A 12902-nucleotide genomic window follows, 5' to 3' on the forward strand; every position below is an offset into this window, starting at 1 on the left:
GTATCACCGATCAGGATATCATCGGCCATTGCCCGCGCCTCAAGCGCAAGGCTTAGCGCGGTGCCGCCAGTTTTGGGGATATGCACAAAGATATAGCGGCGCCCGCGCGAAATGATCATGCCGTAACCTACCGCGCCCGCCGCGCAATGAGTAGCCCCACCGTCCTCAAAACCAACGGCCCTTCGGGACAGATCAGCCCGCCTGAAAACAGCCGTGGCGGCAGCGGTTGGCCCCTTCAAACGGCATCGCCCGATTTCGGGTGCAATGACAAAACCGCAGCCATCAATGAACCAGATAATCGCCCGATAATCGGTGACAGCCCCAGCGGCGGCATTTTCCCGCCCTTTGCCCCTTTCCAAACCGCCTGACACCGGACAATAATCCTACCTGTACATGGCATATTCCCAGGTACCAAACGACACGGAAGGAAAGCGGATGGGTTGGCTGGCTGATGAGACGGGGCTTGATAAATGTGCCGCGAACTTTGTCCCTTTGACACCGCTATCACACCTGAACCGCGCGCTTGAGGTATTTCCAGAACGCACGGCGCTGATCTATGGCAAAACCCGGCGCACCTATCTGGAATATCACGCCCGCGTCAGCCAGCTTGCCTCGGCGCTGGTTGAGCGTGGCATCTGCCCCGGCGATGTGGTGGCGACGATGCTGCCCAACACCGCCCCCCAGCTTGAGGCGCATTTTGCCATTCCCGCCTGCGGCGCGGTGATCAACACGATCAACACCCGCCTTGATGTTGATACCGTGGCCTATACGTTTGAACACGGCGGCGCCAAAATGGTGCTGGTCGATGCCGCCATCCTGCCGCTGGCCGAAGCCGCGATCAAACAGATGCAAGGCACCGCGCCACAAATCATCGAGGTCGCAGACCCTGAGGCCGGCATCCCCGCATCAGGACATTACGTCGAGTATGAGGCGCTGGTGGCCGAGGGCGACCCGATGTTCAAATGGATCATGCCCAAGGATGAGTGGGAATCCATCGCCCTCAATTACACCTCGGGCACCACCGGGCGGCCCAAGGGCGTGGTCTATCACCACCGGGGCGCGTATCTGGCAACGATGGGCAACCTGATTTCGTGGAAGATGCAGCTATACCCGGTGTATCTGACCATCGTGCCGCTGTTTCACTGCAACGGCTGGACCCATGGCTGGATGGTGCCCCTTTTGGGCGGCACCGTGGTCTGCTGCCGCGATGTTACGGCCAAAGCCATCTATGACGCCATTGCCGACCATGGCGTCACGCATTTTGGCGGCGCACCCATTGTGCTGAACGCCCTTGTCAATGCCCCCGACAGCGACCGGCGCGCCTTTGACCATATCGTCGAGGTGTTCACCGCCGGCGCCCCGCCCCCAGCCGCCACACTGGCCGCAGTCGAGCCGCTTGGCTTCAACGTGACTCAGGTTTACGGCCTGACCGAGGTTTACGGCCCCGCCACCGAATGCACCTGGAAACCCGCCTGGGACGAAATCAAAGGCGAAGATTGCGCCGCCCTGAAGGCCCGCACCGGCGTGTTGATGCCGATGATGGAACAGATCACCGTCTTCGATCAGGGCCAAGAGGTGGCGCGCAACGGCCAAAGCCTTGGCGAAATCGTCATGCGCGGCAACGCCACGATGAAAGGCTACTACAAAAACCCGCAAGCCACGCACGAGGCGTTTGAAGGCGGCTGGTTCCGATCAGGCGACATCGCCTTCATGCACCCCGATGGCTATATCAAGATCACGGACCGGGCCAAAGACATCATCATTTCGGGCGGCGAAAACGTTTCATCGGTCGAGGTTGAGGGCGTTTTGGCCCATCACCCGGCCGTTAGCCTGTGCTCCGTCGTCGCCAAACCCGACGATAAATGGGGCGAGGTGCCGTGCGCCTTCGTCGAACTGAAATCTGGCGCCGAGGTTACCGAGGCCGATCTGATCGCCTTCGCCCGCGCCCGCCTTGCCGGTTTCAAGACGCCAAAACATATCGTTTTTTGCGATCTGCCCAAAACCTCTACCGGCAAGATCCAGAAATTTGAGCTTCGCGCCGTGGCAAAGCTATTGTAACCAAGCCCGCTCAAAAGCAAAACGCCTTATGGCCGGGGGTAAAGGCGCCCCCGGCAGCCAACCACAAAGGTCAGACGCAGAACACCAAAGAAGGCAACCTATTCGGCATCTTCCAGCCGGATCAGGGCGGCACCGGCCTCGACTTGTGCCCCCTGATGGGTCAGCACCTCAGCCACGGTGCCCTCGCGCGCCGCCAACATCGTGTGTTCCATCTTCATTGCCTCAAGCACGGCCAAAGGGTCGCCCGTGGCCACGCGCTGCCCCACGTTCACAAACACCGTCTTTACCAGCCCTGGCATCGGGGCCCGCGTCAGATTACTGCCCGTCGTCTCAATCTTTCGTGACAGCGGATCAAGCCTTGCAAAGACATGTGCACCCCTTGCAAAAACGGTCACGTTGTCGTCGCCCACCACAATCCGGGCACCGGTCTTTACGCCGTTCACCCACCAACCATCGGCATGCAGCCGGCAATCTTGTGCCTGCGCCAGTTCCACCGTGACGTGATCAGGTGCATGAACCTGAATGAACGCTTTGATCCCCTCCAGCACGATCGCACGTCGCAAAGGTGCCCAAAGGGTAAAGCCGTCCCCCCGCCCCTCATGCAACCCCGCCGCCGCCAACACGGCCAGCGCACAAACCGCAGCAGAAGGAAGCGGGGCTGTCACCAGCGCCTCAAGATTGCGCGCAATCAACCCGGTGTCCACATCCCCCACGCCAAAGCCCCGGTGACGCGCCAGTGCAGCCAGAAACGCAAGATTGGTGATTGTTCCCACAACCTCAGTCCTCTCCAGCCTATCCGCCAGCTTGGAAAGGGCAATTGCACGCGTCGGGCCATGAACGATAATCTTGGCAATCATCGGATCATACCACGGGCTGATCACATCCCCCGCCCGCACCCCGGTATCGACACGGGCACCATCAGGAAAGACCAGATGCGAAAGGCGCCCCGTAGCGGGCAAGAACCCTGCGGGCACATCCTCGGCATAAAGCCGCGCTTCAAAGGCGTGGCCCTTGATCGTCAGATCATCTTGCCTTGCGGGAAGCGGCTCTCCCGCAGCCACAAGCAACTGCCATTCGACCAGATCGACGCCGGTGATCGCCTCTGTCACCGGATGCTCCACCTGAAGCCGGGTGTTCATTTCCATGAACCAGAAACGATCGGCGCGCAGCCCGTCCGAGGCGTCGACAATGAACTCGACCGTGCCGGCACCACTATAGCCAATAGCCTCGGCGGCGCGCACCGCGGCCTTGCCCATCGCCGCGCGCATCTCGGACGTCATACCTGGTGCGGGGGCCTCTTCGATTACCTTCTGGTGGCGCCGTTGCAACGAACAATCGCGTTCAAACAGATGCAGCGCCTTGGTGCCGTCGCCAAAAACCTGCACCTCGATATGGCGGGGTTTTTCCACATATCTCTCGATCAAGACACCCGCGTTACCAAAGGCGGTGCGCGCCTCGCCCTGCGCACTCTCCAACGCCGCCGCGAAATCGCGCGGATGATCGACCCGCCGCATGCCCTTGCCACCGCCACCAGCCACCGCCTTGATCAGCACCGGATACCCGGCCACATCTGCCGCAGCCGCCAGAGTGCCGGGGTCTTGATCGGCACCGTGATAGCCCGGCACCACCGGCACGCCGGCCTTGACCATCAACGCCTTCGCAGCATCCTTGAGCCCCATCGCCCTGATCGCATCGCCAGAAGGCCCAATGAACACCAGTTCCGCCGCATGAACCGCATCCACAAACCCGGGGTTTTCCGACAAGAACCCATAACCCGGATGGATCGCCTCAGCCCCTGTCGCCTTGGCCGCCGCAATGATCGCATCGCCGCGAAGGTAGCTGTCGGCGGGGGCCGAGCCGCCAATAGGCACCGCCTCGTCTGCCATGGCCACATGACGCGCCCCACGGTCCGCATCAGAATAGACTGCCACCGTCGCCACGCCCATCTTGCGGGCGGTGTCGATCACCCGGCAGGCGATTTCACCGCGATTGGCAATCAGGATCTTTCGGAACATCTCGGTCTCCCCTGGATGCGGCGGGGGCGCTGCCCCCGTGCCCCCGGAGTACTTGCGCCAAAAAAAAGCCGGCTTTTCTTTGGAAAAATACTCATTACATTCGAAACAGGCCAAAGCGTGTGGCCTCTATCGGTGCGCAAAGTGCCGCCGAGAGGGAGAGTGCCAGCACCTCGCGGGTCCTGCGCGGATCGATGATCCCATCATCCCACAGCCGAGCCGAGGCATAGAGCGGGTGGCTTTGGCGCTCGAACATCTCAATCGTGGGGCGTTTGAATTCGGCCTCATCCTCGGGCGACCATGTGCCGCCCCTGCGCTCGATCCCGTCGCGACGGACGGTTGCCAGCACGCCGGCGGCCTGTTCGCCGCCCATTACGGAAATGCGGCTGTTGGGCCAACTCCACAAAAAACGCGGCGAATAGGCGCGACCCGCCATCCCGTAGTTGCCCGCCCCGAACGAGCCGCCGACCAGCAGAGTGATCTTTGGCACGTTGGTGGTGGCCACGGCGGTCACCATTTTGGCGCCATGGCGCGCGATACCCTCGTTTTCATATTTTCGCCCGACCATGAAGCCGGTGATGTTTTGCAAGAATACCAAGGGGATATTGCGCTGGCTGCACAGCTCGACAAAATGCGCGCCCTTGACGGCAGCGTCTGAAAACAGCACGCCGTTGCTGGCGATGATCCCGACCGGGCAGCCCTTCACATGGGCAAATCCCGTGACCAGCGTTTCACCGAAGCGCGGCTTGAATTCGTCAAAACGCGATCCATCCACCAGACGCGCGATCACTTCGCGGATGTCGTAGGGGGTGCGCAGATCGCCGGGCACCACACCAAGGATTTCCTCGGGGTCGTAGGCGGGGTCTTCGGGCGATTGCCAGACCACGGTTTCGGGTTTGCGCCGGTTCAGATGGCAGACCGCGCGGCGGGCAAGCGCCAGCGCATGGGCGTCATCCTCGGCCAGGTAATCAGCGACGCCGGAAAGCCGGGTGTGAACATCGCCACCGCCCAGATCCTCGGCGCTGACAACCTCACCCGTTGCGGCCTTGACCAGGGGCGGACCGGCCAGAAAGATTGTTCCCTGATCCTTGACGATGATGGTCACATCCGACATTGCCGGAACATAGGCGCCGCCAGCCGTACACGACCCCATCACCACGGCAATCTGCGCGATGCCCTTGGCCGACATCCGTGCCTGATTGTAGAAGATCCGGCCGAAATGATCGCGGTCGGGAAAGACTTCATCCTGATTGGGCAGGTTCGCGCCGCCGCTGTCGACCAGATAGATGCAGGGCAGCGCGCATTCCTCGGCTATTTCCTGTGCGCGCAGATGTTTTTTCACTGAAATCGGGTAGTAGGTGCCGCCCTTCACGGTGGCGTCATTGGCGACCACCATGACCTCTTGCCCCATCACCCGGCCGATCCCCGCGATGATGCCTGCGCAAGGGGCGGCACCGTCGTAAAGCCCGTGTGCCGCCGTGGCGCCAATCTCAAGAAACGGGCTGCCGGGGTCCAGCAAACCGGCCACCCGTTCGCGGGGCGTCATCTTGCCGCGGGCAGCGTGACGGGCCTGCGCCTCGGGGCCGCCGCCTGCTGCGGCAGTTGCGGCCGCCTTGGCGACGGTTTCCAGCATTGCCAGATGCGCGGCGCGGTTGGCGCGGAAGGTTTCGGACGACGGAAGTGCCGAGGTGGTGAGCTTCATCACGCCCCCATGATTTCGCGCCCGATCAGCATACGGCGGATTTCCGAGGTTCCGGCACCAATTTCCATCAGCTTTGCGTCGCGAAAGAGGCGGCTGACCACGCTATCGTTCAAGAAACCGGCCCCGCCCAACGCCTGAACCGCCTGATGCGCCTGCACCATCGCCTGTTCCGAGGCATAGAGCACGGCCGCTGCGGCATCGGTGCGGGTGACGCGGCCCGTATCACAGGCTTTTGCCACCTCGTAGAGGTAGGCGCGGGCGGTGTTCAGGGCCACATACATATCCGCGATCTTGGCCTGCATCAGTTGGAAATTCCCGATCGGCTGGCCAAACTGGCGACGCTCTTTTGCGTAGGGCACGACCTCATCCAGACAGGCGGCCATGATACCGGTGCCGATACCCGACAGCACCACGCGTTCATAATCCAGCCCCGACATCAGCACCCGCACGCCTTTGCCCTCGGCGCCAAGGACGTTTTCGAACGGCACTTCGCAGTCATCAAAGAACAACTGCCCGGTGTTCGAGCCGCGCATTCCCAGCTTGTCGAAATGCGGGCCAGTCGAGAAGCCCTTGAAGCCGCGCTCAATGATGAAGGCGGTGATGCCCTTTGATCCGGCCTTGGGGTCGGTCTTGGCGTAGACGACGAGGGTGTCGGCGTCGGGCCCATTGGTGATCCAGTATTTATGGCCGTTCAGAACGTAGGAACCGTTGCGCATTTGCGCCCCTAACTGCATGCCCACCGCGTCTGATCCGCTGCCCGTTTCCGACATCGCCAGCGCACCGACCGCCTCACCCGAGATCAGCCCAGGCAGGTATTTCAGTTTCTGTTCATGCGTGCCGTTAATCTTCAATTGGTTGACGCAAAGGTTGGAATGGGCGCCGTAGGACAGGCTGACCGAAGCACTGGCGCGGGCGATTTCTTCGGTGGCGATGACATGCGCCAGATAACCCAACCCCGCGCCGCCGTATTCTTCGGGCACGGTGATGCCCAACAAACCCAGATCGCCCATTTCGCGCCAAAGGTGCGGCGGGAAGATATTGGTGCGGTCAATTTCGGCGGCGATCGGCTTTACCCGTTCTTGCGCCCAGGCGTGTACCATATCGCGCAGCGTGTTCACGTCTTCGCCCAGATCGAAATTCAAGGTGGCTGTGAACATGATGGCGCCTCCAATTACTGAACGGTCGTTCATTTTATGGGCCGAGGAAGTGAGTCGCGTCAAGCGTGCGCATTGGGCTGCGCGTTGGAAGATGAGTATTTATGCCAAAAAAAAGCTGCCGGGAGAGGGCTGTTTCAGGCTGCTACTTCGGCGCGAATGATCCGGGCGATCTGGGCACAATCTGCGGTGCTGAAGGTCAGGGGCAGGCGCATGTCCAGCAGTCCCGAAAGGATACGGTCGGTGTTGGGCAGGCGTTGTGCCGGGGCGTAGCGCCAACTGTCGTGGCGTGAGGTGAAAGCCACCGGGTCGGCTGCGCCGAACCATTTGAGGTCAACCCCACGGGCGGCGGTACGCCCGAGAAGCGCTGTGATACGCTCACCGGTCCAGTCCGGCAGGCGAAACTGTATTGATGAGCCGACGAAGGTCTCGGACGCTGGGCGGATGATCAGCGCAAGGCCGGGGGTGCCGGCCAACCCATCTTCTGTCGTGCGGTAGAGCGCATTCCAGCGGGCTATTTGCACGGGCAGATCGGCCAGTTGCGGGCGCAGGATCGCGGCGCGCAGATTGTCCATCCGGCCCGAGATATTGGGCGTGGTCCATTTCAGGGTCTCGAACGCTTCGGGCGGGGGGGCGGCGCGGTGGCGCGGGTAAAGCATGTACGACCCCGACAGCAGAACCGCACGGGCCATCACCTCGGCGTTGTCCGAGACCAGAAGCCCGCCTTCGCCCGAGTTCATGTGTTTATAGCTCTGGGTCGAATAGCAGCCGATCAGCCCATGCCGACCCGAGGGCACCCCTGCCCATCTGGCCCCCATCGTATGGGCGCAATCCTCGATCACGGTCAGGCCCTTGTGCCGACAAAGCTGCATCAGCCGGTCCATGTCGCAGATATGGCCGCGCATGTGGCTAAGCAGCAGGACGCGCGCCTGGGGGGCTTTGGCGGCCAGATCGTCAAGGTCGATCACCAGATCATCGGTCACCTCGACAAAGACCGGCGTGGCCCCGAGCGAGGCGATGGCACCCGGCACCGGGGCCAGCGTAAAACCATTGGTCAGCACATTGTCACCATGCCTCACCCCCACCGCCCGCAGCGCGCAGGCCAGCGCATAGCCGCCTGAGGCAACCGCAAGGCAATAGCGCGCACCGGTGAAGGTGGCGAAATCCTCTTCCAACAGGGCCGCTTCACCTGCCTCATCGGGGGCAAGGTTGTAGCGGTGCAACCGGCCATGGCCCAGCACCGCAAGGGCTGCGTCCAGGGCGGCTTGCGGTAGCGGTTCCTGCTGGGTGAAACTGCCGGTAAAAACCTCTGGCGCGGGATTGGTCATGGCAGCAGCCCGTGAACCAGCCCGGGCAGGGCGTCATAGTGATCCAACAGCGCCTCGGGGGAAAGGCGAGCGATGCCGCGGCCTTCCGGGCCGAAGGTGACCAGTGCCACCGGTACCCCGGCCGCACGGGCGGTATCGCGGTCTGTCTGCGTATCGCCCACCAGCATCGAGCGGGCCAGCACGCCCCCCGCTGCGGTCACGGCCGCCAGATAAGGCGCGGGGTCCGGCTTGCGCACGGGTAGCGTATCGGCACCGATCAGCGCGGCAAAATGATCCGCAAGGCCAAGCCGGAAGATCAGTTCCCGCGCGAGGCCTTCGGGTTTGTTGGTGCAGATCCCCAAGGCAAAGCCCGCCTCGGCCAGCGTCGCAAGCGCGCGGCGCGCACCGGGGTATAGCGTCGTATGGGTGTCGATATTATCGGCGTAATGGGCCAGAAGGCGGGGGAAGTCCGCCTCGACCTCTTCGGCGCCATGGCCTGCACGGGCATAGCCCGCCCTCAGCATCGCCCGCCCACCGTGAAAGGCGATCAGCGCATCCGCCACCGGATCCAGAAGATCCCCCAACCCGCGCGCCCGAAAACAGGCATTGGCCGCGCCGATCAGATCAGCCGACGTATCCGCCAAAGTTCCATCAAGATCGAAAATCACCGTTCGCATGACGCCCCCTTTTGTAACGCGCCGCAAGGTAGCGTGATCGGCTTTCGCTTGCGGCCTGCGCCTGCATGGGTAAAACGGGCCAGAGCAGAAGAAAAGGCATCATCATGGCTGTTGCGCTGATCGTCCTTGCCGCAGGGCAAGGCACAAGGATGAATTCGGATCTGCCGAAGGTGCTGCACCGGTTGGGGGCGGCCCCCCTTTTGGCGCATGCGTTGGCCGCCGGAATCGCGCTTGACCCGGCGCGGGTGGTCGTCGTGGCCGGCCATGGCGCCGATCAGGTCAGCAAGGCCGTGACCAAGGCCGATCCCGCCGCCGAAGTGGTGATTCAGACCGAACAACTGGGCACGGGCCATGCGGTGGCCCAGGCGATGCCCGCGCTGGCCGGGTTTGAAGGCCGGGTTCTGGTGCTTTACGGTGATACGCCCTTCATCCGTTCCGAGACGCTGGAAGCGATGCTGGAAAGCACCGCCGACATCACCGTTTTGGGTTTTGAGGCCGCAGACCCGGGCCGTTACGGGCGGCTTGTCTCCAAAGGTGCGGCGCTGGAACGGATTGTGGAATTCAAGGATGCGTCGGACGAAGAGCGCGCCATAACACTTTGTAACTCTGGCGTTATATGCGCTGACGCAGCCCTGCTTTCACGGCTTGTCGCCGCCCTTTCGAACGATAATGCCGCCGGCGAATACTACCTGACCGATACGATTGCCCTTGCCCGTGCCGAAGGTCTGACCGCCGCGGTCGTCACCTGCCCCGAGGCCGAGACGCTGGGCATCAACACCCGCGCCGAACTGGCCACCGCCGAAAGCCTGTTTCAGGCGCGCATGCGCGCCGAGGCGTTGGACAATGGCGTTACGTTGACCGCGCCCGATACCGTGTTTTTCGCGCTAGGCACCCATATCGGGCGGGATGCGGTGATCGGCCCGAATGTGGTGTTCGGCCCCGGCGTCACCATCGAGTCGGGGGCCGAGGTCATGGCCTTTTGCCATCTGGAAGGCTGCCATATTTCACGCGGCGCCACGGTTGGCCCCTTTGCCCGGCTGCGCCCCGGTGCCGAGTTGGCCGAAGATGTGCACGTCGGCAACTTCGTCGAAATCAAGAACTCGATTCTGGATGAGGGCGTCAAGGTTGGCCATCTGACCTATCTGGGCGATGCCGATGTGGGTGAGTTCACCAATATCGGGGCGGGCACCATAACCTGCAATTATGACGGCGTGATGAAGCACCGCACAACCATCGGCGCCAATGTCTTTATCGGGTCAGACACCATGCTGGTGGCACCCGTGACGGTGGGCGCAGGCGCGCTGACAGGGTCAGGATCGGTCATCACCCAGAATGTGCCCGATAGCGCGCTGGCGCTGGGGCGGGCCAGGCAGGTGGTGAAACCGGGGCTTGCCCCCAAACTGTTTGAGATGCTGCGCGCCCAAAAGGCCCGTCGCATGAAGGAAGGCGCATAAATGTGTGGAATTGTTGGTGTTTTAGGAAATCATGAGGCAGCGCCCCTGCTGGTGGAGGCGCTGAAGCGGCTGGAATATCGCGGCTATGACAGCGCCGGTATTGCCACGATAAACGCCGGCAAACTGGACCGCCGCCGCGCGGTCGGCAAGCTGGTCAACCTGTCGGACCTATTGGTGCACGACCCTCTGGCCGGCAAGGCCGGGATCGGCCACACCCGCTGGGCGACGCACGGGGCGGCCACCACCGAAAACGCGCATCCGCACCGCTCTGGCCCGGTCGCGGTTGTCCACAACGGCATCATCGAGAATTTCCGTGACCTGCGCGCCGAACTGGCCGGGGCGGGCCTGACCCCGGAATCCGAGACCGACACCGAAACCGTCGCCCTGCTGACGCGGCTTTATATGGACCGGGGCATGGCCCCTCGTGAAGCTGCGGCCGCAACGCTGAAACGGCTGCAGGGGGCATTTGCGCTACTGTTCCTGTTTGACGGCGAAGATGATCTGATGATCGCCGCCCGCAAGGGCAGCCCACTGGCGATTGGCCACGGGACGGGCGAAATGTTCGTGGGTTCTGACGCGATTGCACTGGCCCCGATGACAGACCGGATCACCTATCTGGAAGAAGGCGATTATGCCTTCGTCACCCGTGCCAGTGCCGAAATCTATGATCACCACGGCCACCGCGCCAACCGCGACATGGCGCGCATCGACCTGGGTCAGACCCGTGTGGAAAAGGCAGGCTACAAACATTTCATGGCAAAGGAGATTGCCGAACAACCTGCGGTGTTGGCCGATGCGCTGGCGCACTATCTGAAAGACGGCACGCTGAACTTGCCCGAGGGGCTTGATTTCAGCGCGCTTGACCGGCTGACGCTGGTCGCCTGCGGCACCGCATTCTATGCCTGTTCGGTCGCGAAATACTGGTTCGAGCAAATCGCCGGACTGCCGGTCGAAATCGACGTGGCCTCGGAATTTCGCTACCGTGAGCCCCCGCTTCCCGCGCGCTCCTGGGCGCTTTTCGTCAGTCAGTCGGGGGAAACCGCCGACACGTTGGCAGCGCTGCGTTACTGCACCGGAAAGGTTGAAAGGACGCTGGCCGTGGTCAATGTGCCCACCTCTTCCATCGCGCGCGACTGTGATGTGGCACTGCCCATCATGGCCGGGGTCGAGGTCGGCGTTGCCTCGACCAAGGCGTTTACCTGCCAGTTGCTGGTGCTGGCGGTGCTGGCACTGAAAGCCGGGGTTGACCGCGGCCATTTGAGCGCCGACGATCTGGCCACCCATATCGCCACCTTGCGCGGGCTGCCGGGGCTGATGAACCTGGCGCTGGGAACCGCCCCCCAATTGGAGACCCTCGCCAGCAGCATAGCCGAGGCGCAAGATGTGCTGTTCCTGGGTCGCGGCCCGATGTATCCGCTGGCCCTTGAGGGCGCCCTGAAGTTAAAGGAAATCAGCTATATACACGCCGAAGGCTATGCATCAGGCGAACTGAAACACGGCCCGATCGCGCTGATCGACCGTAACGTGCCGGTGGTCGTCATGGCACCGCACGATCGGCTGTTCGACAAGACAGTCTCCAACATGCAAGAGGTCATGGCCCGTCACGGTCAGGTCTTGCTGATCTCGGACGCGGAAGGCCTGCGCGCGGCCAGCGAGGGCACCTGGGCCAGCCTCAGGATGCCCGAGGTGGCCGAGCCATTCGCGCCCATTCTCTACGCCATCCCGGCCCAACTTCTAGCCTATTTCACCGCGATCGCCAAAGGAACCGATGTCGATCAGCCCCGAAATCTGGCCAAATCGGTGACAGTAGAATGAGCCCGCACCTCAACCAGCTTCGCGCCCTTGCGAACTCGCTGAATGCCACCGAAATGGCCGCCTACCACAAGGCGGAACGCCCCTACCTGGGCCTGTCATTGCCCCAGATAGAGGCGCTGGTTTCCGAGTGGCGCGCCACCCTTGATGTGCCCGAACGCGTCGCACTGGCCGACACGCTTTGGCAATCTGACATCCACGAGGCGCGCATCGCCGCTGCTAAACTTCTGACCCAGGCCCGGATCAAGGACGATGCTGCCGTCTGGGCGCTGATCGCTTCCTGGGTACCCGATTTCGATACATGGGCATTGGCCGATCATGCCTGCAAAGCCGGGGAAAAGCGCCTGACCGCCGACCCGTCACGCCTCGATCAGGTGGAAGAGTGGCTTACCAGCGACAATATGTGGACCCGCCGCGCGGCGTTGGTGATGACACTGCCCTGGACCAAGCAAAACCACCCCAAACCCGCCGACGAGGCCACGCGTGATCGTGTTCTTGGCTGGATGGTCATGCTCGCGCCTGATCGTGACTGGTTCATCCAAAAGACCATCGCCCGGTGGCTGCGCGACCTTTCCAAACACGATGCGCCGCGCACCCATACCTGGCTTGACGCGCATGGCGAAAGCCTCAAAAGCTTTGCACGCAAAGAAGCTGCCAAATACCTGTAGGCTTTTGTTTGGCTTAAATACTCCCCGCGGAGCGTCCCCGGCCAAGGTTGACGCCTCC

The 12902-nt window shown here is 62.4% G+C and carries 9 protein-coding genes and 1 pseudogene; 4 read left to right on the forward strand and 6 right to left on the reverse strand.

Features of this window, described 5'->3' with window-relative positions; translation table 11 throughout:
• Positions 1–119: pseudogene (locus tag ACM62R_RS04780) on the reverse strand (Type II secretory pathway, pullulanase PulA); the annotation flags it as partial.
• Positions 120–435: 316 nt separating this feature from the next.
• On the opposite strand from ACM62R_RS04780, the gene ACM62R_RS04785 reads away from it, so the two are divergent.
• Positions 436–2058: an AMP-binding protein gene (locus tag ACM62R_RS04785; RefSeq protein WP_415182921.1), complete on the forward strand. Its 1623-nt coding sequence runs from the start codon at positions 436–438 to the stop codon at positions 2056–2058.
• Positions 2059–2156: 98 nt separating this feature from the next.
• On the opposite strand, the gene ACM62R_RS04790 is transcribed toward ACM62R_RS04785, so the two are convergent.
• The 5 genes from ACM62R_RS04790 to ACM62R_RS04810 all read right to left on the reverse strand — a co-directional run bounded on the left by ACM62R_RS04790 (position 2157) and on the right by ACM62R_RS04810 (position 8910).
• Complete coding sequence (locus ACM62R_RS04790) at positions 2157–4073, reverse strand: DUF2118 domain-containing protein (RefSeq protein ID WP_415182922.1); 1917 nt, start codon at positions 4071–4073, stop codon at positions 2157–2159.
• Positions 4074–4167: 94 nt separating this feature from the next.
• On the reverse strand, positions 4168–5772 hold the full coding sequence (locus ACM62R_RS04795) for a carboxyl transferase domain-containing protein (RefSeq protein ID WP_415182923.1): 1605 nt from the start codon (positions 5770–5772) through the stop codon (positions 4168–4170).
• Complete coding sequence (locus ACM62R_RS04800; protein WP_415182924.1) at positions 5772–6929, reverse strand: acyl-CoA dehydrogenase family protein; 1158 nt, start codon at positions 6927–6929, stop codon at positions 5772–5774. Before ACM62R_RS04800 ends, ACM62R_RS04795 begins: the two co-directional genes overlap by 1 nt.
• A gap of 134 nt (positions 6930–7063) precedes the next feature.
• The gene (locus ACM62R_RS04805) at positions 7064–8254 is read right to left on the reverse strand and encodes a DegT/DnrJ/EryC1/StrS family aminotransferase (protein ID WP_415182925.1); all 1191 of its coding nucleotides are present in this window, start codon (positions 8252–8254) and stop codon (positions 7064–7066) included.
• The gene (locus ACM62R_RS04810) at positions 8251–8910 is read right to left on the reverse strand and encodes an HAD-IA family hydrolase (RefSeq protein WP_415182926.1); all 660 of its coding nucleotides are present in this window, start codon (positions 8908–8910) and stop codon (positions 8251–8253) included. Before ACM62R_RS04810 ends, ACM62R_RS04805 begins: the two co-directional genes overlap by 4 nt.
• A 104-nt stretch (positions 8911–9014) precedes the next feature.
• On the opposite strand from ACM62R_RS04810, the gene glmU reads away from it, so the two are divergent.
• From glmU to ACM62R_RS04825, 3 genes are read left to right on the forward strand one after another with little or no spacing between them, the layout of a single operon-like run.
• Positions 9015–10364, forward strand: coding sequence for a bifunctional UDP-N-acetylglucosamine diphosphorylase/glucosamine-1-phosphate N-acetyltransferase GlmU (gene glmU / locus ACM62R_RS04815; protein ID WP_415182927.1), 1350 nt, complete (start codon positions 9015–9017; stop codon positions 10362–10364).
• Positions 10365–12179: a glutamine--fructose-6-phosphate transaminase (isomerizing) gene (gene glmS / locus ACM62R_RS04820; protein ID WP_415182928.1), complete on the forward strand. Its 1815-nt coding sequence runs from the start codon at positions 10365–10367 to the stop codon at positions 12177–12179. It begins immediately after the preceding gene.
• A complete protein-coding gene (locus ACM62R_RS04825) occupies positions 12176–12844 on the forward strand; it encodes a DNA alkylation repair protein (RefSeq protein ID WP_415182929.1) in 669 nt (222 codons plus the stop codon). Before glmS ends, ACM62R_RS04825 begins: the two co-directional genes overlap by 4 nt.
• The last annotated feature ends 58 nt before the right edge of the window (positions 12845–12902 follow it).

Origin of the sequence: Phaeovulum sp., from assembly GCF_047638075.1 — a bacterium.
Lineage (GTDB): Bacteria > Pseudomonadota > Alphaproteobacteria > Rhodobacterales > Rhodobacteraceae > UBA6197.